This window comes from Curvibacter sp. GW821-FHT01G03 (genome assembly GCF_059422285.1).
The window spans coordinates 1-25,045 of the sequence record NZ_JBWKWP010000012.1 but is presented as its reverse complement, the minus strand read 5'-3'; the positions used below and the strand labels follow the sequence as shown (position 1 = coordinate 25,045).

Here is a 25,045-nt window from a genome sequence, read left to right as displayed (position 1 = left end):
ATACACTTGCCCAAAATGAACGTTCCAGCCAACGCCCTGCGGGTGATCGAGTTCCTGATGCAGAGGACTCCCACCATGATCGCCTATTGGGATCAGGCGTTGCGCTGTCACTATGCCAACGACGCCTACAAGACTTGGTTCGGCGCCGACCCCGAAAAGATGATCGGCATGACGTTGATGGACCTGCTGGGTCCGGAGTTGTTTGCACTGAACGAACCGCATGTCAAGGGCGCCATGGCCGGCCAGGAGCAGACCTTCGAGCGGGTCGTGCCTGGGCCGGACGGCGTGCGACGCAACAGCCTGGCCAAGTACATGCCCGACATCGAAGATGGCGTGGTACAGGGCTTTGTGGTGACGGTCACTGAAATCACCCAACTCAAGCAACTCGAAGAAGCGCTGGCGCGTGAGACAGCCATGCGCAAGGACATCGAGTTGCGTGCCCAGGAGCTATCGGCCCTGCTGGTCGAGCGCAGTGAAATGCTGGACGTGCTGGCCCACGAAGTGCGCCAGCCCCTGAACAACGCGTCGGCCGCGCTGCAAAGCGCCCAGGCCGCCATGATCACCATGGCGCCCAGCGGCCTGAACCAGCGGCTGGAACGGGCCCAGTCGGTGCTGCAGCAGGTGCGCAGCAGCATCGACAACACCCTGGCGACGGCAGCGCTGCTGGCGGGCCCCGGCAAGTTGAACCGCATCGACATGGACATCGACACCTTTGTCCAGGTGTGCATCCAGGACCTCGGCGAAGCCGACCAGAGCCGAATCCAGGTGGACCGGCAGACCGCCACCCGCACGGCCTCGATGGACCTGGGCCTGATGCGACTGGCACTGCGCAATCTGCTGCTCAATGCGGTGCGCCACAGCGCACCCGACACGCCCATCGTGGTGCGTCTGGCGGACTCCGATGCCCCCCTGGCACTGCTGATCGACGTGGTCGACCAGGGCACCGGATTTGACCCGCAGGTGTTGCCCCACCTGTTTGAACGCGGTGCCCAGGGCCGCCAAAGCCACGGGGGCCGCGGCCTCGGCCTTTACCTGGTGCACCGCATCCTAGAAATGCACGGCGGACAGGCCTGCCTGCTGCAGCACTCCGCTGCAGGCTCGACCCTCCGCATGATCTTGCCCCCTCAGGAAGACGAATGAACATGCTCAGCGATACCACCGTCATCACGGACGCCCAAACCCCCGCACCACTCCACGCGCCGGCCGCATCCGGCCAGACGCCCGCGCCCCCCCTGCCGACTTCGCTGGCCCTGGTGGAGGACGACCTCGAATACGCTGAATACTTGGCCCAGTACCTCAGCGAGCAAGGGGTCAACGTGCACCGCTATGGCGACAGCAACGACCTGCTGGCCGACCGCACGCCTTACGAATATGGCTTTTACCTGCTCGACCTGACCCTGCCCGGCGTGGACGGGGTGGAGCTGATCCGCATCCTGCGCAAGCGCACTGCCGTCGGCATCATCGTGGTCACCGGGCGGCGCGACAACGACGTGTTCGAGCGGGTCATGGAGGCCGGCGCCGACATGCACCTGAGCAAGCCGGTGCGCTTCGAACAGGTGACCATGGCCATCAAGGCCGTGCAACGCCGCAGCAGCCCCAACCCGGTTCAGAACCCGGGCCTGAGCTGGAGACTGGACACCTTGCAGGCCGAATTGCTCGCCCCCGATGGAACCCGCATCGGTCTGAGTGGGACCGACATGGCCGTCATGGAATGCCTGCTCGAGGCTCAGGGCGCCGTGGTCAGCAAGAACACGCTCAACGAGCGCCTGGGCCGCCCCCTGACCGAGGGCCCGGACAACGGCCTCAACGCCACCATCTACCGCCTGCGCCGACGCATCGAACAAGCCACCCCGCTGCACGTGCCGCTGCACAGCCAAAGCCGCAAGGGCTACCAGTTCAGGGCGCCGCTGGTTCGAGTGTGAGCCGACCTGCTCGGTCGCCGACGGCTCGGTGCCGAGCACCTGTCCACTTTTGGTACAAATGACGAAGCACAACAAAAATCAAACATAAAAATCATTTTCTCGATGGGCGGTACCTATGATGGGCATTGAAAAGCCCATTGAGTGTCATCCGTGAACTGCACCGGATGACCTCGCCCTCAGAGGCTTTCAGTTTCTGATTGCTGTCACACCTCAAGAGCATCATCGTCGGCGCGATGCCATCGCTGTCGGCCACATGAAAAGCCATTTGAGAACCTATTCGAGAGGTGTTGATGAATCTTGCGCATTGGTCGGTTCGTGGCCAGTTGACCCTGGCATTCGGCGGCTTGACCGCCCTGGTGCTGTTGATTGCCGGCCTGGCCATCCAGGCTCTGGGCGCCTCCAACGCCGACTTTGAGGCCTATGTGAATGGCGTCAACCGACGGGCCAAGCTCGCCGAAGAGGTGCACAAGGCCGTGGCAGGCCGGGCCATTGCGGCGCGCAATCTGGTGCTGGTGACCCAAGCGGCCGATCTGGAAGCCGAAAAAGCCTTGGCCCAGGCTGCACACAAGGCGGTGGGCGAGCACCTGGCCCAACTCAAGGATCTGGTCAAAGCCGCCGACGTGCCCGCCCAGCCACGCCAATTGGTGGCCGACATCGACCAGATCGAGCAAGCCTACGGCCCGGTGGCGCTGGGCATCATCGACCTGGCCCTGAAAGGGCAGCACGAAGCGGCCGTGCTCAAGATGAACACCGAGTGCCGCCCACTGCTGGCACGCCTGCTGGGCAAGACCGAGGAATACGCGCAATTGACCGAAAAGCGGGCGCAGGCGATGGTGGCTGAATCTGAAGCCCACTACACCCGACAGCGCACACTGATGGTCACGACCGGCCTGGCGGCCCTGCTGGGCGCGGCCCTGGCCGGCTGGCTGATCACCCGACGGCTGACCCAAGCCCTGGGGGCCGAGCCGGCCGAACTGGGTGAAGCGGCGCAACGCGTGGCCAATGGCGATCTGGGCACCCCACTGGCCAAGCTGAGCCAGGCGCCCGAAGGCAGCGTGCTGGCCTCTCTGGGCGCGATGCAGGCCAGCCTGGTGAACATCGTGCAACAGGTTCGTTCGGCCTCCGAATCGATTGCTGGCGGGGTGACGGAGATCTCCACCGGCAACACCGACCTGAGCCAGCGCACCGAAGAGCAGGCCAGCGCCCTGCAACAGACCGCCGCCACCATGGACCAGTTTGGCGCCACCGTGCGCAACAACGCCGACAACGCCCAGTTGGCCAACCAGTTGGCGAGCAATGCCTCCAGCGTGGCGAGCCGCGGTGGCCAGGTGGTGTCACAGGTGGTGGATACCATGAAGGGGATCCACGACAGCTCGCGCAAGATCTCCGACATCATCGGCGTGATCGATGGCATCGCCTTCCAGACCAACATCCTGGCGCTGAATGCAGCGGTGGAGGCTGCCCGTGCCGGCGAACAAGGCCGAGGCTTTGCCGTGGTGGCAGGTGAGGTGCGCACCCTGGCCCAGCGCAGCGCCAGTGCGGCCAAAGAAATCAAGACCCTGATCGGCAACAGCGCCGACCAGGTGGCCCAGGGGGCCCAATTGGTCGAGCAAGCCGGCAGCACCATGACCGAGGTGGTGCAGGCCATCCAGCGCGTGAGCGACATCGTGGGCGAAATCAGTTCGGCCAGTGCCGAGCAGAGCTCGGGCATGGGCCAGATCAGCCAGGCCGTGAACCAGCTAGATCAGACCACCCAGCAAAATGCCGCCCTGGTGGAGGAAAGCGCCGCCGCTGCCCAGAGCCTGGAGAACCAGGCCGCCCAACTGGTCCAGACCGTGGCCGTCTTCAAGTTGGGATCGGCAGGCACCCGTGTGACAGGCCCGTCGGCAACGCTGCCGCGTCACTCGCCACATCACTCGCCGCATCATCCAACACAACGCCCCCCGGCGGCGGCCCGCTTGGCATCCGGCAGGCCCGCCACGCAGCGAGTGGCCCTGGCATCGACACCGACTTCGTCACCGGCCCCTGCCCTGGCCACCACCCGCAAGGGCCAGGATGACTGGGAGAGCTTTTGAACGCAGCCCGGCCGGGTCGGGCCGCGTCGCAGGGCCGGGCCTTGGGTGTGGCCCCGACTGTGAACACCGCATGAAAAAACCCACCGGGCGCAGCGCAAGCTGCATCCGGTGGGTTTTTTGTTGAAGGACGCGCTCGTCAGGCCTTGACGGTGCCCAGCGCGGCGTTCAGCGTGGCGCTGGGGCGCATCACGGCATCCAGCTTGGCGAAGTCTGGCTTGTAATAGCCGCCGATGTCGACCGGCTTGCCTTGCACCGCAGCCAGTTCAGCCACGATGGTCTGCTCGTTGTCGGCCAGGGCCTTGGCCAGCGGCACGAACTTGGCCGCCAGGGTGGCGTCTTCGGTCTGTGCGGCCAGTTCCTGGGCCCAGTACAGGGCCAGGTAGAACTGGCTGCCGCGGTTGTCCAACTGGCCGGTCTTGGGCGACGGATTCTTGTTGTTGTCCAGCAGCTTGCCGGTGGCAGCGTCCAGGGTCTTGGCCAGGATCTTGGCCTGGTTGTTGCCCGTCTTGATGCCCAGGTCTTCCAGACTCACGGCCAGGGCCAGGAACTCGCCCAGCGAATCCCAGCGCAGGTGGTTTTCTTCGACCAACTGCTGCACGTGCTTCGGAGCCGAGCCGCCGGCACCGGTTTCGTACATGCCGCCGCCGGCCATCAGGGGCACGACCGACAGCATCTTGGCCGAGGTGCCCAGTTCCATGATGGGGAACAGGTCGGTCAGGTAGTCACGCAGGATGTTGCCGGTGGCGCTGATGGTGTCCAGGCCGCGGATCACGCGCTCCAGGGTGTAACGCATGGCTCGCACCTGACTCATGATCTGGATGTCCAGGCCGGTGGTGTCGTGCTCATGCAGGTACATCTTGACCTTGGTGATCAGCTGCGCCTCATGCGGACGGTACGAATCCAGCCAGAACACCACGGGCATGCCCGAGTTGCGGGCACGCGTGACGGCCAGCTTGACCCAGTCGCGGATGGCGGCGTCCTTGACCTGGCACATGCGCCAGATGTCGCCGGCTTCCACGTTCTGGCTCAGCAGCACTTCGCCAGTGGCCAGGTCGGTGATGTTGGCCACGCCGTCCTCAGGAATCTCGAAAGTCTTGTCGTGCGAGCCGTATTCTTCGGCCTGCTGGGCCATCAGACCCACGTTGGGCACCGTGCCCATGGTCTTGGGATCGAAGGCGCCGTGCCACTTGCAGAAGTTGATGATCTCCTGGTAGATGCGGGCAAAGGTCGACTCGGGCATCACGGCCTTGACGTCCTTCAGGCGGCCATCGGCGCCCCACATCTTGCCGCCGTTGCGGATCATCGCGGGCATGGAGGCGTCCACGATCACGTCGTTGGGCGAGTGGAAGTTGGTGATGCCCTTGGCCGAGTCGACCATGGCCAGCTCAGGACGGTGCTCGTGGCAGGCGTGCAGATCGCGCTTGATCTCGTCCTGCTTGGATTGCGGCAGGGTGGCGATCTTGTCGTACAGGTTGGCCATGCCGTTGTTCACGTTCACGCCCAGTTCCTCGAACAGCTTGGCGTGCTTCTCGAACGCGTCCTTGTAGAAGATCTTCACGCAGTGGCCGAACACGATGGGGTGCGAGACCTTCATCATGGTGGCCTTGACGTGCAGCGAGAACATCACGCCGGTCTTGTGAGCGTCTTCGATTTCCTTCTCGTAGAACTCGACCAGCGCCTTCTTGCTCATGAACATGCTGTCGATCACTTCACGATCCAGCAGCGAAACCTTGGGCTTGAGGATGATGGTCTTGCCGCTCTTGGTCAGCAGCTCCATCTTCACATCACGGGCGCGGTCCAGTGTCATGGACTTTTCGCCGTGGTAGAAGTCGCCGGCGTGCATGTGCGACACGTGGCTGCGCGAAGCCTGGCTCCACTCGGCCATGCTGTGCGGGTTCTTGCGAGCGTATTCTTTGACGGCCTTGGGGGCGCGGCGGTCCGAGTTGCCTTCGCGCAGCACCGGGTTCACGGCCGAGCCCAGGCACTTGTTGTAGCGCAGGCGGATGGCCTTTTCTTCGTCAGTCTGGGGGTTTTCCGGGAAGTCGGGCAGCTTGTAGCCCTTGGACTGCAGTTCGCGGATGGCGGTCACCAGCTGGTTCTGCGAGGCGCTGATGTTGGGCAACTTGATGATGTTGGCGTCTGCCTGCAGGGTCTTCTTGCCCAGTTCGGCCAGCGTGTTGGGCACGCGCTGCTCTTCCGACAGGAACTCGGGGAACTCACCCAGGACGCGGCTGGCCACCGAGATGTCGCTGGTGACGACGTCCACGCCCGCCGGGGCCGTGAAGGTGCGGATGATCGGCAGGAAGGCACTGGTCGCCAGCAGCGGAGCTTCGTCGGTCAGGGTGTAGATGATGGTGGGTTGCTGGGTACTCATTGCAGATCTCAAGAAGTGGTGCTGGACAAACGCCACCGGCCCCGTCAAAGACTTGGCCGGCAGTCACTGAAGAATGCTCCCCGATTTTGCTTGCTGGGGTCTGACCTCTGGGCAATTTTTTGCAACGGAATCTCACAATGCGAAATTTCATACCCTTCGTGGGCGTTTTTTTGCTTGTGCAGTGCAGCAATTCAACCCCGCAGACCCCTCCGGAGCGCCCCCACCTGACGCTTGGCCTGGGCCGGTAGAACACCCCCGCAGAGGCCCGGCGTCAGGCCCCGCGAGGCGCGTCTGGCGTTCCCGAAAAAAACCAGCGCCCGTAGATACCCGTGAAACGCCCCCGCTGCGCCCAAACCGCGCGTTTATCGCGCAATTCAAGGAATCCCCTGCTTCCGCCGCCTGGCGAGGCCTTCTAGGCTTGCGCCCATGTCCTTGGTCCGTGTGTACGAAACGGCCATCGACCCGCCTTCAGAACCTCAACCGGAGACCGACATGACCCCCTTGCGCACCATCCATAAAGCCACCCTGCTGGGCGCGCTGCTGACCGCTGCCGCCCTGGCCCAGGCTCAAGACAGCATCAAGATCGCCAACCTGGTCGAGTTGTCCGGCCCGGGCACCACCGCGGGCACCCTGTTCAAGAACGGGGTCGAGTTGGCCATCAAGGAGATCAACGCGGGCGGCGGCATCCTGGGCAAGAAGATCAGCTACACCACCGAAGACACCCAGAGCAACCCGGGCGTCGCCAAGGGCCTGACCCAGAAAGCCGTGGACAACGAGGTGTTTGCCATCTTCGGCCCGGTGTACTCGGGTTCGATCATGGTGTCGATGGCCGAAAGCAAGCGCGGCGAGGTGCCCAACTTCACCGGCGGCGAGGCCGCGGCCATCACGGCCCAGGGCAACCCCTATGTGTTCCGCACCTCGTTTGGCCAAGCCGTGTCGTTTCCGAAGCTGGTGCGCTACGTGAACAGCAAATCGCAGAAGCTGGCCCTGATTTACGTGAACAACGACTTTGGCAAGGGCGGGCGTGACAGCCTGATCAAGCTGCTGGAGGGCTCGCCCACCAAGCTGGTGGCCGACATCTCCACCGACGCCGGCCAGGTCGACTTTTCGGCCGCCGTGCTCAAGGCCAAGCAAAGCGATGCCGATGCCGTGCTGATCTACACCAACGAAGAAGAATCGGCCCGCGCCCTGCGCGAATTGCGCAAACAGGGCTGGAAGAAGCCCATGATCGGCGAGACCACCCTGACCGGGCAAAAGGTGATCGAGCTGGCTGGCGATGCGGCCAATGGGGCCGTGGCCCACGTGGGCCTGACCATCGATGCGCCCCAGTTGAAGGCCTTCGGAGCCAAGTACAAGGCCGAGTACAAGTCGGAGTCGGACCACAACGGCATCAAGGGCTACACCGGTGTGTACATCCTGAAGGCGGCCATCGAGAAAGTGGGCAAGCTCGACCGCAAGGCGGTGGCGGCAGCCCTGCGCGGCGGCTGCTTCACCACCAAGCAGCAGCCCAACATCCTGATGGACGTGTGCTTTGACGACAAAGGCGAGCTGGACCGCGAAAGCTTCCTGGTCGAGGTGAAGAACGGCAAGGCCGAAGTGGTTCAAACCCTGCCGCCGCTGCGCCAGAAGTGATCGCCTGCCCGGCCGGGCCCTGGGCCCTGGCCGGGGCTTTTCCCTTGTCTGGACCCTCCGATGACCGACTTTCTCCAACTCTTTCTGAGTGGCCTGTCCACCGGCAGCATCTATGCGCTGGTGGCCCTGGGCTTCACCCTGCTGTGGCAGGCATCCGGCACCATCAACTTCGCCCAGGGCGAATTCGTGATGCTGCCGGCCTTCATGATGGTGGCCATGCTGCAGGCGGGCCTGTCTTTGTACCTGGCCTTTGCGATCGCCATCGTGCTGTCGTGCCTGGTGCTGGGCTGGCTGTTCAAGCGTGGCCTGGTCGACCCCCTGTTCAAGTACGGGATGATGCCGATCGTGGTGGCCACGATCGGCTTGTCGATTGCCCTGCGCAACGGCGTGCGGGCTGGCTACTCGGCCGAGCCTCAGCCCTTCCCGCAGGTGTTTCCGGACGTGGTGTTCGACGTGATGGGGGTCACCCTGTCGGGCAGCGACATCGGCACCTTTGTGCTGGCCATTGCCCTGGTGCTGGTCACGCAGGCCTTCCTGGCCAAGACCGTGACCGGTCGCGCCATGCAGGCCGTGGCCCAGAACACCGAAAGCGCCGCTGTGCTGGGCATCAACGTGCCCCGCATGATCTTCTACACCTTTGCCATCAATGCGGTGCTGGCCGCCGCTGCGGCGCTGCTGGTCACGCCGACCTACCTGGCCAAGTTCGACATGGGTGAAGGCCTGGGCAACAAGGCCTTCTTCGCCGCCATCATCGGCGGCTTCAACAACAGCCGTGGTGCCCTGCTGGGCGGGCTGATCGTGGGGGTGTGCGAGAACCTGGCTGCGGCCTACATCTCGCCGGCCTACAAGGATGCGGTGGCCCTGGTGATCTTCATGGTCGTGATCCTGTTCAAGCCGCAGGGCCTGCTGGGCCGCAAAGAGGAGCGCAAGGTATGAAAAAAGCGCAACTGATCTTCGGCATCGCGGCCCTGGCCGCGATGCTGGTATTGCCCGGTTTCCTGAAAAACTACGGCATCCACCTGTTCACCACCTGGCTGGTGTTCACCATTGCCACCATGGGGCTGAACCTCACGGTGGGGTATGCGGGGCAGAAGTCGCTGGGCCACGCGGCCTTCTTTGGCATCGGGGCCTACACGGTGGCCATCTTGCTCAAGGCCGGCATCAGCTTCTGGATCGGCCTGCCCGCGGCCGCCCTGCTGTGCTTTGCAGTGGGCCTGCTGCTGGGCTTTCCGGCCTTGCGTGTGCAGACCATCTACCTGGCCTTTGCCACCCTGGGCTTCAACACCGCTCTTTGGTTGGTGATGCGCAATGAAGAGTGGCTGACAGGGGGCACCTTCGGCATCAACGACATCGCCCGCCCCGGCCTGGACGGCAACCTGGCCTATTACTACCTGGTGCTGGCCTTTGCCGTGGTGCTGGGGGCCTTGTTGTGGGGCCTGCTGCGCTCGCCCTGGGGCAAGGCCTTCACGGCCCTGCGCGACAACCCGATCCGGGCCGAAAGCCTGGGGGTGGACATCCGCAGCTACACGCTGATGAGTTTTGCCATTGGCGCCGTGTACGCCGGCATCGCCGGGGGCTTGTATGCGTCGCAGGTGCAGTTCATCGACCCCGCCACCTTCACCGTGGGCTCGTCCATCATGATGTACCTGATGGTGGTGGTGGGCGGCCCGGGCTACTTCTTCGGCCCGCTGCTGGGCTCGGCCGTGGGTGTGATCCTGCCCGAGTGGCTGCGCTTCGCCCAGGCCTGGTACCTGTTCGTGTTCGGCGCCGCCGTGGTGTTGCTGATGATCTGGCTGCCCGATGGGTTGCTGAGCGTGCCCGAGCGCTTGAAGGCACGCCGACAGTCCCGCGAGGAATCGGCCGCCCGGGCCGCCAAAGCCGCCAGCGCCGCGTCAACCCAGCCGAACGGAGGTCAGGCATGAACCCCATGAATCAGCCCTTGCTGCAAGTCAGAGGCCTGAAGAAGGCCTATGGTGCGATCCAGGCCGTGGGCGGTGTGTCGTTCGAGGTGCGCCCCGGCGAGATCTTCGGCGTCATCGGGCCCAACGGCTCGGGCAAGACCACCTTGTTCAACAGCATGCTGGGCCAGATCACGCCCGACGAGGGGCAGATCCTGCTGCACGGCCAGGACGTGTCGCGCCTCGGGCCGCTGGCGCTGAGCCGGCGCGGCGTGGGCCGCACCTTCCAGACCCTGCAGGTGTTCGGCAAGATGAGCGTGCGCGACAACCTGATCGTGGCCGCCCAGGAACACCAGGGCAGCCTGCTCAGCCGCATGTTCGCGCCCAGCGATTCGGGCCTGGGGGCCCGGGCCGACGCGCTGATCGACCAGTTCCACATCCGCCACGTGGCGCACAAGAAGGCCGGCGAGCTGAGTTACGGCCAGCAAAAGCTGGTCGACATCGCGATGGCGTTCATGAGCGAGCCCGACCTGGTGCTGCTGGACGAGCCCTGCGCCGGGGTCAACCCGTCGCTGGTGGGCGGCATCAGCACCCTGCTCAAGCAACTCAACCAAAGCCGCCGCGGCAGCTTTGTGGTGATCGAACACAACATGGATTTCGTGATGGACCTGTGCCACCGCATCATGGTGATGGTGGAGGGCCAGGTGATGGCCATTGGCACACCGGCCGAGATCCGCGCCAACAAACAGGTGCTGGACGCCTACCTGGGGAGCTGAACATGGCCACCATGCCCAACACAGAGGCCTGCATCACCTTTGACAAGGTGAGCGCCGGCTACAAGGATTTCATGATCCTCAACGACCTGTCCTTCCAGGCCCGGCGCGGCAGCATCACGCTGCTGATCGGGCCCAATGGGGCGGGCAAATCCACCGTGCTGAAGACCTTGTTCGGCCTGCTCAAGCCCCGCCAGGGCCAGATCCTGCTGAACGGTGAAAGCATCGGTGGCGCCAGCCAGAAAGAGCTGCTGGCACGTGGCATTGCCTTCGTGCCGCAGGGGCGCAACCTGTTCGGCCAGCTCAGCGTGTACGAGAACCTGGAGCTGGGGGGCATCACCCTGGGCATGAAGACCACCCACGAGCGCATTCCCGAGGTGCTGGAGTTCTTCCCCCGCGTGAAGGAGCGCCTGCACTCGCGGGCCGCCTCGCTGTCGGGCGGGGAGCAAAAGCAGCTTGAGATCGGCCGCGCCCTGCTGCTGCGCCCCAAGGTGATCCTGATCGATGAACCCTCGATCGGCCTGTCGCCCATGGTGGTGCTGGATGTGTTCAAGCTGCTGCGTCGCCTGGCCGAGCAAGGCACCACCGTGCTGATGGTGGAGCAGAACGTGAAAAGCGCCCTGGCGTATTCAGACGACGCGATCGCGCTGGAATCGGGCCGACTGGTGCTGCACCGGCCGGCGGCCGAAATTCTCAGCGATCCACACATGGAGCGGCTGTTCCTCGGTGGTGCACACACCACTTCACAGCCACTTGTGGCTTGATGCATGCCGCCAAAGATGCACCAAAATCAAAATAAACGCACCCACACAGGGATCAATGCACCAATTTGGTTCATCACTCCAAACCAATGTCAATCTGCGAATAAATATGGCAAAACCGGATTGACTAAGCACATAAAAATCGCTCAACACCCGTATTTGGCGGGCATAAGTATTGCAACCCCTTCAGAAGAGCCACTGATGCTCGAGAAGGAACGCCATGCCAGCCAGCCCACTGACCACTGCCCAGACCGAAGTGTTCATGCCCCACATGCGGGACGTGGGCCGATGCGAGCGCTCTCTGCAAGAACTCAACCTGATGTGGCGCATCATCGAGGCCTCGGCCAAGATGAACTGCCCACAAGAGGCTCGCGCCATCCTGCCCACCATGGCGGCCACCCGCAGCAGCTTTGCAAAACTCGAAAAGGAGCTGGTGCGCAGCCTGGTGCAGGAGAAGGTGAGCCACGTGCTGACCGAGATCGGCACCAAGGCCCAGTACGTGATCGACATCGTGGTGCGCAACCTGTACGAACGCACGGCCGATGTGGGCTTTCTCGCCACGGACCGGGAACTGTGCAGCTTCGTGGCCGGCCAGCATGATGAACGCGGCCGCATCTACCATCGACTGTGCGAGTACCGCAGCAAGTACACGGTCTATGACGAAATCATCCTGCTGGACACCGCCGGCAACGTGCTGGTGCAAATTGACCCAGCAACACCACTTGAACACAGCAGCGATCCGCTGATCCAACAGACCCTGGACAGTGACGGCTACATCGAGACATTCCGCGCCAGTGACCTGCGGCCCGGCAAGCGCAAGGCCCTGATTTACTCGCGTCGCATGCACCACCCCGACACCGGCTCGGTGATCGGCGTGTTGTGCCTGTGCTTTCATTTCGAACACGAGATGCAGGGCATCTTTGCCTCACACGGTGACCTGGCCCGACGCAGCAACCTGCTGCTGCTCGACGCCAGCCATGAGGTGATCGCCAGCGCCGACCCGCTGTGGGTGCCCGTGGGCGCCCAGGTACCGGTGAACCTGGAGCACGCGCCCCAGTTGCGCCTGTTCGGAGGCCGTGAGTACCTGGTGCGCACCTTCGGCGCCGAGGGTTACCAGGGCTACCCGGGCCCGACGGGTTGGCTCGGCCAGGTGATGATCCCGCTGGACGTGGCTTTCGGACACAGCGAGCGTGATCTTCTGAGCAACCTGGACCCCGCCCTGCTCAACGGCCTGCTGTCGCATGCCGACACCTTCTGCCCCCCGTTGCACGACATCATGATGGCGGCGCGGCACATCCAGCGCATCGTCTGGAACGGACAGGTGATGACGGCGGGGCAGACCGGCGATCTGCTCAAACTCAAGACCGTGCTCGACCAGATCAGCGAGACCGGCAATCGCAGCAACGAGTTGTTTGAGCAATCCATCCACGACCTCTACCAGACCGTGCTGGCCTCGTCGTTGCAGGACGCCGAGTTCACGGCCCATCTGCTGGTCGACCTGCTGGACCGCAACCTTTACGAACGTTCGGACGACTGCCGCTGGTGGGCCCTGACCCCCGAGCTGCGGCAAGGCCTGGCCCATCCTGAAGGCGACACCCCCGAGCGCTTCGCCACGATCCTGGGCTACATCAACCAGCTCTACACCGTGTACACCCGCCTGGTGGTGTATGACCGCCAGGGTTGCATCATCGCGGCCACGGGTGAGGGCGGCACCGAATGGGTCGGGCAGGCGGTCTCGTCGGAGTCCTTGTCCAAGGTGCTGACCCTGAGCAGCCCTCAGCACTACCATGTCAGCCCCTTTGAGGCATCACCACTGTACGAGGGGCAGGCCACCTACATCTACCACGCGGCCATCCGCCACCCCGAGCACGAGGACCAGGTGGTGGGGGGCATCGGCATCGTGTTCGACTCTGGCCCCGAGCTGGTGAACATGCTGCACAGCGGCCTGGGCGGGCGCGACCAGATGGCGGCGGCGTTCGTCGACCGCCAGGGCCGGGTACTGGCCAGCACCAGCGAGCTGCATCCGATCGGATCCCAACTCGACCTGGCGGCCGCGGCCTTGGGGATGGACAACGGACAACACCTGTCGCGGGTCACCACCCACCAGGGCCAATACGCCATCGAAGCCTGCTCGGTGTCCAGCGGCTACCGCGAGTTCAAGACCAGCGATGGCTACCGTGAGGACGTGATCGCCGTGGTGTACCGCCACTTCGGCGAGGTGCGCTCGACCCAGACCCCGACCAGCACCCGGGCGTATTTCATCGAGCACGACCCGGCGCAGACCAGCGGCCTGGAATTCGCCACCTTCTTCAGCGACGGCAACCTGATGGCCCTGCCCGCCGAGTGCGTGCAAGAAGCCGTGTCCTTTGCCGAGGTGCGCACCACCTCGATGGGCTTGCGCACGGCGCAGATCGGCATCCTGGGCCTGCGCGCCGACCAGGCGCCCCTGGGCAAGGCCAGCTTCATCTGGGTGTTCGACCTGGGCGAGCTCATGCATGGCCGGCGTTCGCGCACCACCCCCACCAGCCAGGTGATGATCTTGCGCCACCGCGACCAGGCCCTGGGCCTGCTGGTGGACGACCTGCACGCCGTGACCCAGTTCAACCCCGCCGACATCGAGCCCAGCCCGCTGGCCCTGCTGTCCGAGTCCATGCTGACCACCGAGGTCATCAAGGCCAACCAGGGCCGCCTGCTGATCCAGGCCGTGAACGCGCCCCGGCTGTTCGACTGGCTGATCGACGGGATCGAGCCACCCGGGCCAGCCGCCGCTCGACCGCGCCAGGAAGCCGATCTCTCCGAGGAGGCCCTGGAGGCCCTGGCCGACTGAGGAGAACCTTCAACTCACCGGGAACGCGTTGCATGGCGCCATGGCGCAGCGGCCGTCACCGCCGCAGTGGCGTAGCCGAAGGGGCAGAACATCGGCAGTGTCTCGTCCGCCGGGCTTTGGGGGCAGGCATGCCAAGCCTGCGTTGGTGCAGCCAGCCGAGACCTGATCACCTCGTCGATTGCTTCAGTCACCCTGCGGGCCGCCGCACCAACACCGCCTGATTGAAGGTGTTGCCACGACCGGTTGAATCCACCCATTGCGCCGAGGCGGCTGGCCTTGCGAGGGTGTGGCCTGTCGGGCCGACGCCGTGCCCAGCAGGGCGGCAGCCCCCTTACTGCAGCAGTTGCCGCAGCACGTAGGGCAGTATGCCGCCATGCCTGTAGTAGTCGGCCTCAATCGGCGTGTCGATGCGCAGCCTGACCACCACGGTCTGTTGGCGGCCATCGGCGTGATGGATCACCAGTTGAGCCTCGCTCTGCGGCGCGAGGTCTGCCGCAGGAAGCACGTCGATGAACTCCTCACCGGTCAGGCCCAGCGTTTGCCAACTGTCCGAGCCCAGGAATTGCAAGGGCAACACGCCCATGCCGACGAGGTTGGAGCGGTGAATGCGTTCAAAGCTGCGCGCCACCACCGCCTTGATCCCCAGCAGTTGCGTGCCCTTGGCCGCCCAGTCGCGGCTGGAGCCTGTCCCGTACTCTTCACCGGCCAATACCACGGTGGCCCGCCCCTCGGACTGGTACTTCATGGCCGCCTCGTAGATGGCCATCTGGGTGGCCTTGCCCGTCACGTCACGGTACAGCGTCAAGCCCCCCTCCTCGCGCGAGCCATCGGACTGGGCGGGAATCATCAGGTTCTTGATCCGCACATTGGCGAAGGTCCCGCGCACCATCACCTCATGGTTGCCACGGCGCGAGCCGTAGCTGTTGAAGTCTGCTTTTTGCACACCATGGGCCAACAACCACTGGCCTGCGGGGGAGCTTTCCTTGATGGAACCGGCGGGTGAAATGTGATCCGTGGTGATGGAGTCGCCGAACAGCGCCATCACGCGCGCGCCCTGCACGGCGTAGGAAGGGTGGGGGCGGTCCTGGCCCGCAGCCTCCTGCAGCTTGAGCTGAAAGCCGCTGAAGAACGGCGGCTCGGCGATGTAGGTGCTGGCAGGCCAGACATAGGTGGCGCCCGTCACGCCATGAATCTGCTCCCAGAGTGGGCCTGGCACCGATTTGACTTTCTCGTAGTTCGCACGAAAAGCCTTTGCATTCATGGCGCACGCCATCAGCGCCTCGATCTCATCGCTGCTCGGCCAGATATCGCTCAGGTAGATGTCCCGCCCCCCCAGACCCTGGCCCAGGGGCTGGGTCAGCAAGTCGCGGCGCACCGTGCCCACGATCGCATAGGCGACCACCAACGGTGGGCTGGCCAGAAAGTTGGCCTTGATATTGGGGTGGATGCGCGCCTCGAAATTGCGATTGCCCGAGAGCACGGCGGAGCACACCAGGTTGTTGTGGGTGATGGCCTCATTGAGTTCGGGCGTCAGATCACCCGCGTTGCCGATGCAGGTGGTGCAGCCGTAGCCGACGACCGAAAAGCCCAGCGTTTCCAGGTAGGGCAACAGGCCCGCCTCGGCCAGGTATTCAGTGACCACGCGCGACCCCGGCGCCAGGGAGGTCTTGACGTGCGGCGACACTCGGAGCCCGGCCTCCACCGCCTTCTTGGCCAGCAAGCCGGCCGCCAGCATCACGCTGGGGTTGGAGGTGTTGGTGCAGCTGGTGATGGCGGCGATCAGCACATCGCCGTTGGCAACGCTGCCGCTCAGGTTTGCGTCGGGCCCAAGCGCCGGCGCCTCGCTCTGCATGGCCGCGCTTTCGCTGGCAGGGCCCCCGATGCGGAAACGCTGGCCCAATCGGTCCAGCGGCTGATTGAAACCGTTTTGCGCCGCAGGCGCGCCAAACAACTCATCAAACGTGGCCGAGACCTTGCCCAGCTCGATGCGGTCTTGCGGCCGCTTGGGCCCGGCCACGCTGGGCACCACCGTGTCCAGTTGGAGGCGCACCACCTGGGAGTAATCAATGTCCCCCGCGCTGGGCACACCGAACAGCTCCTGGGCACGAAAGTAGCGCTCGAATGCCTCGATCTCGTCCTGGCTTCGACCCGTGCCACGGAAGTAATCCAGGGTCTTCTCATCGACCGGAAAAAACCCCATGGTGGCACCGTATTCCGGGGCCATGTTGCCGATGGTGGCACGGTCCGGCAGCGTCAATGTGCGGGTGCCTTCGCCAAAGAACTCGACAAATTTGCCGACCACCTTCTCGCGGCGCAGGATGTCGGTCACGCAGAGCACCAAATCGGTGGCGGTGACGCCCTCGCGCAGCTGCCCGGTGAGCTCAAAGCCCACCACGTCGGGTGTCAGAACATACACGGGCTGCCCCAGCATGGCGGCCTCTGCCTCGATGCCGCCCACGCCCCACCCCACCACACCGATCCCGTTGATCATGGTCGTGTGGCTGTCCGTGCCCACCAGGGTGTCGGGGTAATAAACCCCGTCCTGGGTCTTGTGCACGCCTCGCGCCAGGTACTCCAGGTTCACTTGGTGCACGATGCCAAAGCCGGGAGGGACCACGCCGAAGGTGTCGAAGGCCTGCATGCCCCACTTCATGAACTGGTAGCGCTCCTTGTTGCGCTGGAACTCAAGCTTCATGTTCAGATCCAGCGCGGTCTTGGTGCCGAAGTAGTCGACCATGATGGAATGGTCCACCACCAAGTCCACGGGTACCAGCGGCTCGATCAACTGGGGGCTCTTACCCAGTCGCGTGGCCGTGCTGCGCATGGCGGCCAGGTCAGCCAGCAAAGGCACGCCCGTGAAATCCTGCAAGACCACGCGCGCCACCACGAATGGGATCTCGTCCACACGCTCGGCTCGCGGTGTCCAGCGGGCCAGTTGCTCCACATGCTCACGCGTCAGCTTTTTGCCATCGCAGTGGCGCAGCACCGACTCCAACACGATGCGCAGCGACACAGGCAAACGCCGGATCTGTGGATATTGCTTGGCCAGTTCAGGAAGCGAGAAGAACTGCCCCACCGACCCATTCGCCAGGGCAAAGGACTGGAGGGTATTTTCGAATTCGTGACGCATGGAGAGACTCCTGGGTGAAACGCAGGGAACAGAGCTTGCCCGTGAAAACCGCAGTGCATGACCCGGCTCTCAGGCGGCAGGTGGGCGCTGGATGGCCAACCCATGGTTCTGGTGTTGCGCAGGATTCATTTGGCCCGTGCTTGACTGTAGCCGGGAACGGTTCCACGGCCCAATCCAGGTCCAAAGGCCCTGTTGGGCTGGGTCTATTCAGAAGCCGGAGACAAAGCACACGCCCATCCAGCAGCCCCTGCGCGGGACACGCAAGGCGATGGCGTGACGGCCGGACAGCTTGTGATGGCCCGATCAGGCCTGGGCCTGTCGGCGCCGCGCCACCCGCTGCCGGTTGAGAATGCGCAGGCGCTCGGGCACGGCGGCCAGCAAGGCCGCCCCTTCCCAACGCAGACGACGCCCCAGAGACCAGGCCGGGTCGGCCAGCACCACCGGGGCCGTGAGTTCGCTGTAATGCCGGCGCCCGGCCAGCTGCATGTGCGAGGTCTCACGCGCCAGCGTGGTGTAGCGCAGGCCCACCTGTTGCGCCACGATGCTGCGGTGCGGGTGTTGCGACAAGGCCGGGGCCAGGGCCTGGGTGTAGGCGATGGGGCCGGTGACGCGCAGCACGCCCATCTTGCCCACGCCTTCGCGCAGCGGTGAATACTGCTCGATGCGCTGCAACACCTGGTGCAGCACCGCGGCCAGCAAGGGGTGGCGTGGCGCGGCAGCCAGGAACCACTGGATGTACTCGCCGCCCACGGTGTCGGCCAGCTCGGGGTGCACGGTGTCGCCACCGTCCCCCACGAGGTATTGGTCGTCGGGCTGAAGCAGCGCATCGAGCGGCCCTAGCAGACCGCTTTTCTGGTCGAAGTAGACACCGCCCATCACATACAGCGCAAAGTAGCGGAACAGATCGGCCCGCGCCGGCCCGTAGGCCGGGTTGAGCCGCTGGTAGGCCGCCTGCAGCCGAGGCGAACCCCAGGCCTGGATGAATTCAGCCTGGCGCCGGTCGTCCATGATGAGCTGCTCCCAGCCCGGGTTTTGCGCCTGCAGTTGCTGCAGGTTGAGCTGGATCGATTCCGGCAGTTGCCCGGCATCGGGCACGCAGTGGAAGATCTTGCGGCTGACCCGGCCCGCCGCATCGGGCAGAGGGGCGTGGGTCAGATCGTCGGAGTCCGGGTGGGGGCGGGTCATAGCGCCGTGATTTTGGCAGCTTTCGACCCCGTTGCCGCCCACCCGGCCCAGGCTGCTCAGGCGTTCATCACGGCCACGGAGCGGGTGTTGAGGTAGGCCTCCATGGCCTCGGGGCCGCCTTCCGAGCCGTAGCCCGAATCCTTGATGCCGCCGAAAGGCATTTCGGCCGAAGGCATGGCCGGCATGTTGACCCACAGCATGCCCACTTCCACCTTGCGCGAGAGCAAGTCGGCGTTCTTGAGCGAGCGCGTGAAGGCATAACCCGCCAGTCCGAAGGGCAGGCGGTTGGCTTCGGCAATCGCGTCTTCCAGGGTGTTGAAGCTGCGGATGGCAGCCATCGGGCCGAAGGGCTCGTCATTGAACACCTTGGCGTTGAGCGGCACGTCGGTCAGGACGGTGGGCTGCCAGAAGTTGCCCGCCTCACCGATGCGGGCACCGCCGTAGGCCACGGTGGCCCCTTGTTGCACGGCATCCTGGGTGAACTCGGCCATGGCGGTCACGCGGCGCGGGTTGGCCAAGGGGCCCATCTGCACGCCCTCGTCCTGGCCATTGCCCACCTTCAGCGACTGGGCGTGCGCCACCAGGGCGGCGGCAAAGTCCTTGGTGATGCTTTCATGCACCAGGAAGCGGGTGGGCGAGATGCAGACCTGGCCCGCATTGCGGAACTTGGCCGCGCCGGCCGACTTGACGGCCAGGGCGATGTCGGCGTCCTCGGCCACGATCACCGGAGCGTGACCACCCAATTCCATGGTGACGCGCTTCATGTGCTGGCCGGCCAGGGCCGCCAGTTGCTTGCCCACCGGGGTGGAGCCGGTGAAGGTGATCTTGCGGATCACCGGGTGGGCGATCAGGTAGCTGGAGATCTCGGCCGGGTTGCCATAGACCAGGCCCAGCACGCCCGCAGGCAGGCCGGCGTCGGCAAAGGCACGGATCAATTGCGCAGGCGCAGCCGGGGTTTCCTCAGGGGCCTTGACGATCATCGAGCAGCCGGTGGCCAGTGCCGCGGCCAGCTTGCGCACCACCTGGTTGATGGGGAAGTTCCAGGGCGTGAAGGCGGCCACCGGGCCGACAGGGTCCTTCAGCACCATCTGGCGGATGGCCAGGTTGCCGCGCGAGGGCACGATGCGGCCGTACACGCGCAGTCCTTCATCGGCAAACCACTCGATGATGTCGGCCGCCGCCATGGCTTCGACCTTGGCCTCGGGCAGGGGCTTGCCCTGCTCCTGCGTCAGCAGCGCGGCAATGTCGCCGGCGCGCTCGCGCATCAGGGCGGCAGCGCGGCGCATGACCTTGTTGCGCTCGATGGCCGGGGTGTCACGCCAGAGGGCAAAGCCATCCTGGGCGGCCAGCAAGGCCTGGTCCAGGTCGACCCGGCTGGCATGGGCCACACGGCCGATTTCCTGGCCCGTGGCCGGGTTGTTGACGGCCAGGGTCTTGCCGTCGGCGGCGTCCAGCCATTGGCCACGGATGAAGAGTTGGGTGTTGGGGTAGGTCATGTGCGGCTCGGGATGATGCAGGTTCATGGGAAACAGAAAGCCGGCCGCCCAAGCAGCAGCGGGGCCCGCACCAGGCCGGCCCGCTCACCCGACAAGGGGTGCACGCTTCTCGCAAGCTGCTGAGTATGCCGGCTTGCCAGCATTTCTGCAGGCAGCAACCTCCAGCCTGATCAGGCTTGCGTCTGGTCAAGGGTTTTCGCGCCATTTCAGACATAGGGTCAATCAATAAGACGAATGGCGTGTGCACCGGATAATTTCGGCCAACCCCCACCCCACCCCGCAGGAGATCCCATGCCGGAGACCTTTGAACACTTTCGCGACCAGTCACTGGCCCAAGGCTTCGCCGAGGTGCTGGAGCGGCGCTGGCAACCCCAACAAGTGGTGCCCATGCACACCCACCCCTTCGAGGCCAAGGCCTTGGTGACCGAGGGCGAGATGTGGTTGACGGTGGGGGGCGAGACCCAACACCTGCAGGCCGGCGATCGCTTCGAGCTGGCCGCGGACGTGCCCCACGATGAGCGCTATGGCGACCAGGGCGCGGTGTATTGGGTGGCGCGGCGCTGAAGCCCGAGTGCCATGAAAGCGCTTGAGCTGCTGCGACAGCACAGGCCAGATCACGTCGCCAGGCCCATCAACCAACTCTTGAAGGTCTGCAAAGCCGGCAGGCGGGCCGCATCGGGCGGGTAGACCAGGTAATACCCCTTGGCATAGCGCCAGGTCTGCGAGGACAGGCGCATGAGTCGCCCGGCCTGCACCATGTCTTCCGCCATGTAGGGCGGTAGAAGCACCACCCCCAGCCCGGCCACGGCCGCGTTGAGGGCCATGGACATGATCTCGAAACGCGGCCCGGAGCGGCCCGGAGTGGCCTCGATCTGCTCGGCCCGAAACCACAGCTCCCAGGCATCGGGCAGGGTGTGATGGTGCAACAGGGCACTGTCGGGCGTGGTGGCCGAGAGGCGAGTGCCGTGGCGTGCCACCCACGAGGTGGCGGCGTAGGGGGCCAGGTCCAGCGCGGTGACAAAGTCGCTGCAAAGACCAGGGCGCTGGCCGTCACCGAACTCAAGCGACGCGTCGATGGCCCCCGACTTGAAATCTGCCGGGCCCACGCGCGTGCTCAGGCTCAGCGTGATCTCGCCGTGGGCGCGGGTGAAGGCGGGCAGCCGCGGGATCAACCAGTACGCCCCCACCGAGGCCCCCACCGACAGCGAAAGCTCGCCACCGCGACCCTTGAATGCCGTGACATGAACAGTGGCCCGCTCCAGGCGACGCAACAGCGGGGTGATCTCGTCCAGGTAATAGCGCCCGGCATCGGTGAGCAACAGGGATTCGCGGCGCCGGGTGAACAGCCGAACCTCCAGACGCGCTTCCAGGGCCTGGATCTGGCGGCTCACGGCGCCCTGGGTGAGGTGCAGGTCTTGCGCCGCCGCCGTGAAGGATCCCAGGCGGGCGCTGGCCTCAAAACACAGCAGGGACATGGTGGAGGGGGCACGGTACATCAGGATCCATCCATGAAAAATGCACATACAACGTGCATCAGATAGGGAGTATCTCCGCATGGATCAAAAAGATGCATGAGAAAAAGACATGCCAGGATCAGAAAACATGGTTTGTCGGCACGGATCGGCATCCCTAGCATTCACCGTCATCAGCCCACTCAACCCTTTCGGGAATGCCACGATGAATACACCGCTTTGCCCCTCCGCCCGGTCTCGCCGCCGCTGGCTTGAGTCCGTCACGGCCGCTTCGGTCAGTGCCTTGCTGCCCCTGGAGCTGCGGGCGGCGACAGGCTATCCGGACAAACCCATCCGGCTGGTGGTGCCTTCGGCAGCAGGGGGATCGCCGGATGCGGTCTGCCGCCTGCTGACCCAGGAGCTGGGCAAGGGTTTAGGCCAGCCCTTTGTGGTGGACAACAAGCCCGGCGCCAGCGGCAACATCGGCATGGCAGAGGTGTACCGATCCTCGCCCGATGGCTACACCCTGGGCTATGCCAACGTGGGCACACTGGCCATCAACAAGGCCCTGTACGCCAAGCTGCCCTATGACCCGGATGCACTGGTGCCGGTGGGCCTGATCGGCTTTGTGCAGAACGCCCTGGTGGTTCGCAAAGATCTGCCGGCGCAAAGCGTGGCCGAGCTGATCGCGCTGGCACGCAGCAAGCCTGGCGTGCTGAGCGTGGCCTCCAGCGGCAGCGGCACCACCGGCCACCTGAGCGGCGAGCTGTTCAAGACCCTGACCCAGACCGCCATGACCCATGTCCCCTACAAAGGCAGCCCCCAGGCGATCACGGACCTGATGGGGGGAATGGTCGATCTGATGTTCGACAACCTGAGTTCGATCCTGCCCCACATCCTGGCAGGCCGGGTGCGCGTGCTGGCCGTGACGGGGGCCGCACGCAGCCCGCAACTGCCGCAGACCCCGACGGTGGCCGAGGCCGGCGTGAAGGGCTACGAGACCGTGGGCTGGGGCGGCTTCGTGGCGCCACCTGGCACGCCCCGGAGCATCGCAACGCTGCTCAACAAGGCGATGAACGAGGCCCTGAGCCAGCCCTTGATGCTGGAGAAATACGCAGCCATCGGTTTCGAGCTGACGCCAGGCCCACCCGATCGACTGAGCGAACGGGCACGCAAGGAATCGCCCCTGTGGGCCGACCTGGTCAAGCGCTCTGGCGCCCAGGTGGGATGAGGCCGCCCATGTTCGATCTGATCATTGCAGGTGGCAGCGTGGTGGATGGCACAGGCGCCGTCCGCGTGCGCGCCGACGTGGGGGTTGTCGACGGGTACATCGCCGCCGTCGGCGACCTGGAGGGCCGGGCCGCAGCCACGCGACACGATGCCCGCGGCCACATCGTCTGCCCCGGCTTCATCGATGTGCACACCCACGACGACCGTTTGCTGCTGACCGAGCCTGAGGGCCCCCACCCCAAACTCACCCAGGGGGTGACCACCGTGGTGACCGGCAACTGCGGCATCAGCCTGGCGCCACTGTCCAGCCCCCAAGCCCCTCCCGCCCCCCTGGACCTGCTGGGGACAGAAGACTGGCGTTACGAACACTTTGCCGACTACCTGAGTGCCCTGGAGGCGGCTCGCCCCGCCCTGAACGCGGTGTGCCTGGTGGGACATTCCACCTTGCGGGTTCGCCACGTGCCGGACCTGCAACGGGCGGCCACGGCGCAAGAGGCAGAGCGCATGGCACAGGACCTGGCCCGGGCCATGGACGCGGGCGCCTTCGGCCTGTCCACCGGTTTGTACTACCCCCCGGCGCGTGCAGCCACGGCCGAGGAGGTGATTGCCGTGGGTGCTCCGCTGACCGCAGCACGGGGCCTGATCACCATGCACATCCGTGACGAGGCCGACCACATCGATGAAGCGCTGCGGGAGGCTCTGCACATCGGTGCGGCCCTGGGCATCGACACCGTCCTGTCGCATCACAAGCTCATTGGCCAACGCAACCACGGCCGCTCGGTGCAGACCCTGGCCACCGTGGACGCGGCGGCGCAGCGACAGGCCGTGTGCATGGACTGCTATCCCTACGCAGCGTCGTCGACCATGCTGCTGGCCCACCGGGTGAGTCAATCCCGGGAGGTGCTGGTGACATGGTCCGTCGGCGACCCCGGTGCCGCAGGCCGCTCGCTGTTCGAGCTGGCCCGGGAGCGCGGATGTTCCGCCGAATCGCTGGTGGACACCTTGTCGCCCGCGGGGGCCATTTACTTTGCGATGGACGAGTCGGATGTGCAGCGGATTCTGGCGCACCCCTTGACCATGGTGGGCTCGGACGGGCTGGCGCACGACGCCGTGCCCCACCCACGCCTGTGGGGTACCTTTCCTCGGGTGCTGGGGCACTATGCGCGCGAGCGGCGCCTGTTTTCGCTGGAGACCGCCGTGCACAAGATGACCGGGCTCAGCGCCCGCCGCTTCGGCCTGGGCGACCGGGGGCTGATCGCCCCCGGCCATGCGGCCGACATCGTGGTTTTTGACGAGGCCACGGTGGCCGACCGTGCCACCTTCGAGCACCCGACCACCCCCAGCACCGGGATCGAGTGGGTCTTCGTCAACGGCCACCTCGCCTGTGAACGCGGCCTCACTGTCCACGCCCATGCGGGCCAGGTGCTGCGGCGCCATCGGCCGGCCCTGAAACGGCCTCTTGAATGACAGGACACGGTTCATCGCTTATCTTTGAGGATGAAGCCGCCCTGGCCATGGGCACCTGTGTACCCGGGATGCCGGTGCCGCTCGTGGCCCGACAAGAAGGTGTTGCTGTCAAGCTCCAACGCATGCTGGGCAAGAAGACCTTGAAGAATGAAATTCTCAAGGATGCCGTGGGTTATTTCGGACGCCAAAAAGTGGGTTGCGCACTCGCCCTTGTTGCCCAAGGTCGACCGGTGACGACGAGTGGATCCAGGGGAGCCTCCAGCACAATGCCGAACTGAGCAGCCACGGCTACCGCCGAGCTTGTGCCCTCGTCACCAGGGACCGACGTGCGCAAGGGCTCCCTGTGGTCAATACCAAGCGGGCCTTGCCCAAGGGGCCTGGTTCGATGACCAGGCCCAGGTTCCAAACGCCTCATTGAAGGGGCGCTGACGAGAGATAGCGCCCTTATTAAAAGCATCTCCATGACGGAGCCAAGCATCGCTTTGGTCGTAACGGCAAGGTAGCTGACTTTCTACGCGCAAGTCTTCAGGGACGGACAGAAAGCGCGTTCAGCCGTTCAGCAATCTTTGCCGCACCAGTAGCGGCACAAGCTTCGTCGAGTTGACCGCCAGGTGCACCACCGACACCAATTGCAGCAAGGATCTCATCCCCTGATTTCAGCGCGACGCCACCTGCCAGCAGAATGATGTTGTTGACGGTTGTCATCGCCGGTCCAGTGGGTGTCTTGTTGATGCGGTCTGCCAGCGCAGATGTCGCTGTAGCACCGAAAACTGAATCGCCCCGGGTTTCGAGGAGGCTGTTTGGTTTAAGTCAGGCCACCATCG

Annotated in this window: 17 protein-coding genes and 2 pseudogenes; 13 read left to right on the top strand and 6 right to left on the bottom strand. The window is 64.8% G+C overall.

The genetic code is table 11. From position 1 onward, the window contains the following. Positions 1 to 15 precede the first annotated feature (15 nt). From AC07VS_RS17950 to AC07VS_RS17940, 3 genes are all read left to right on the top strand, one after another. Positions 16 to 1,140, top strand: a complete 1,125-nt coding sequence (locus AC07VS_RS17950) for a sensor histidine kinase (protein ID WP_494658271.1) — start codon at positions 16 to 18, stop codon at positions 1,138 to 1,140. Beyond that, entirely contained in the window at positions 1,137 to 1,922 is a 786-nt protein-coding gene (locus AC07VS_RS17945) for a response regulator transcription factor (protein ID WP_494658272.1), read from the top strand. Before AC07VS_RS17950 ends, AC07VS_RS17945 begins: the two co-directional genes overlap by 4 nt. Before the next feature lie 290 nt (positions 1,923 to 2,212). Further along, a complete protein-coding gene (locus AC07VS_RS17940; protein ID WP_494751627.1) occupies positions 2,213 to 3,997 on the top strand; it encodes a methyl-accepting chemotaxis protein in 1,785 nt (594 codons plus the stop codon). Positions 3,998 to 4,133: 136 nt separating this feature from the next. On the opposite strand, the gene AC07VS_RS17935 is transcribed toward AC07VS_RS17940, so the two are convergent. Then, positions 4,134 to 6,371, bottom strand: a complete 2,238-nt coding sequence (locus tag AC07VS_RS17935; RefSeq protein WP_494658274.1) for an NADP-dependent isocitrate dehydrogenase — start codon at positions 6,369 to 6,371, stop codon at positions 4,134 to 4,136. Positions 6,372 to 6,863: 492 nt separating this feature from the next. Here AC07VS_RS17935 and AC07VS_RS17930 point away from each other — a divergent pair, with 492 nt between their 5' ends. The 6 genes from AC07VS_RS17930 (at position 6,864) to AC07VS_RS17905 (ending at position 14,262) form a co-directional block, all read left to right on the top strand. Continuing rightward, a complete protein-coding gene (locus AC07VS_RS17930) occupies positions 6,864 to 8,003 on the top strand; it encodes an ABC transporter substrate-binding protein (RefSeq protein ID WP_492349007.1) in 1,140 nt (379 codons plus the stop codon). Positions 8,004 to 8,063: 60 nt separating this feature from the next. Next, entirely contained in the window at positions 8,064 to 8,939 is an 876-nt protein-coding gene (locus AC07VS_RS17925) for a branched-chain amino acid ABC transporter permease (protein WP_492348948.1), read from the top strand. Further along, positions 8,936 to 9,925, top strand: a complete 990-nt coding sequence (locus tag AC07VS_RS17920; RefSeq protein WP_494751626.1) for a branched-chain amino acid ABC transporter permease — start codon at positions 8,936 to 8,938, stop codon at positions 9,923 to 9,925. The genes AC07VS_RS17925 and AC07VS_RS17920 overlap by 4 nt, the downstream gene beginning before the upstream one ends. Positions 9,926 to 9,930: 5 nt before the next feature. Further along, the gene (locus tag AC07VS_RS17915; RefSeq protein ID WP_492349006.1) at positions 9,931 to 10,677 is read left to right on the top strand and encodes an ABC transporter ATP-binding protein; all 747 of its coding nucleotides are present in this window, start codon (positions 9,931 to 9,933) and stop codon (positions 10,675 to 10,677) included. A gap of 2 nt (positions 10,678 to 10,679) precedes the next feature. Beyond that, positions 10,680 to 11,438 (top strand): ABC transporter ATP-binding protein, encoded by a 759-nt coding sequence (locus tag AC07VS_RS17910; RefSeq protein ID WP_492348946.1) that lies wholly within the window; start codon positions 10,680 to 10,682, stop codon positions 11,436 to 11,438. A gap of 217 nt (positions 11,439 to 11,655) precedes the next feature. Next, positions 11,656 to 14,262: a chemotaxis protein CheW gene (locus tag AC07VS_RS17905; protein ID WP_494751625.1), complete on the top strand. Its 2,607-nt coding sequence runs from the start codon at positions 11,656 to 11,658 to the stop codon at positions 14,260 to 14,262. Positions 14,263 to 14,593: 331 nt separating this feature from the next. Here AC07VS_RS17905 and acnA read toward each other — a convergent pair whose 3' ends face one another. The 3 genes from acnA to AC07VS_RS17890 all read right to left on the bottom strand — a co-directional run bounded on the left by acnA (position 14,594) and on the right by AC07VS_RS17890 (position 20,073). Then, complete coding sequence (gene acnA / locus AC07VS_RS17900; RefSeq protein WP_494751624.1) at positions 14,594 to 17,392, bottom strand: aconitate hydratase AcnA; 2,799 nt, start codon at positions 17,390 to 17,392, stop codon at positions 14,594 to 14,596. Between the two features lie 303 nt (positions 17,393 to 17,695). Continuing rightward, positions 17,696 to 18,577 carry a glycosyltransferase family 32 protein gene (locus AC07VS_RS17895; protein ID WP_494751623.1) on the bottom strand — a complete coding sequence of 294 codons (882 nt, stop codon included), beginning with the start codon at positions 18,575 to 18,577 and terminating at the stop codon, positions 17,696 to 17,698. A 56-nt stretch (positions 18,578 to 18,633) separates the two neighbouring features. After that, entirely contained in the window at positions 18,634 to 20,073 is a 1,440-nt protein-coding gene (locus AC07VS_RS17890) for an NAD-dependent succinate-semialdehyde dehydrogenase (RefSeq protein ID WP_492349005.1), read from the bottom strand. Positions 20,074 to 20,364: 291 nt separating this feature from the next. Here AC07VS_RS17890 and AC07VS_RS17885 point away from each other — a divergent pair, with 291 nt between their 5' ends. Further along, entirely contained in the window at positions 20,365 to 20,637 is a 273-nt protein-coding gene (locus AC07VS_RS17885) for a cupin domain-containing protein (protein WP_494751622.1), read from the top strand. A 50-nt stretch (positions 20,638 to 20,687) separates the two neighbouring features. On the opposite strand, the gene AC07VS_RS17880 is transcribed toward AC07VS_RS17885, so the two are convergent. Continuing rightward, entirely contained in the window at positions 20,688 to 21,569 is an 882-nt protein-coding gene (locus AC07VS_RS17880; protein WP_494751621.1) for a LysR substrate-binding domain-containing protein, read from the bottom strand. 181 nt (positions 21,570 to 21,750) lie between these two features. Here AC07VS_RS17880 and AC07VS_RS17875 point away from each other — a divergent pair, with 181 nt between their 5' ends. The 3 genes and pseudogenes from AC07VS_RS17875 to AC07VS_RS17865 all read left to right on the top strand — a co-directional run. Continuing rightward, positions 21,751 to 22,755 (top strand): Bug family tripartite tricarboxylate transporter substrate binding protein, encoded by a 1,005-nt coding sequence (locus AC07VS_RS17875; RefSeq protein ID WP_492348940.1) that lies wholly within the window; start codon positions 21,751 to 21,753, stop codon positions 22,753 to 22,755. 8 nt (positions 22,756 to 22,763) lie between these two features. Continuing rightward, on the top strand, positions 22,764 to 24,221 hold the full coding sequence (locus tag AC07VS_RS17870; RefSeq protein ID WP_494751620.1) for an N-acyl-D-amino-acid deacylase family protein: 1,458 nt from the start codon (positions 22,764 to 22,766) through the stop codon (positions 24,219 to 24,221). A gap of 110 nt (positions 24,222 to 24,331) precedes the next feature. Continuing rightward, positions 24,332 to 24,454, top strand: a pseudogene (locus tag AC07VS_RS17865) (IS3 family transposase); the annotation flags it as partial. A 292-nt stretch (positions 24,455 to 24,746) separates the two neighbouring features. On the opposite strand, the pseudogene AC07VS_RS17860 reads toward AC07VS_RS17865, so the two are convergent. Further along, positions 24,747 to 24,968: pseudogene (locus AC07VS_RS17860) on the bottom strand (heme-binding protein); the annotation flags it as partial. Positions 24,969 to 25,045: the final 77 nt, after the last annotated feature.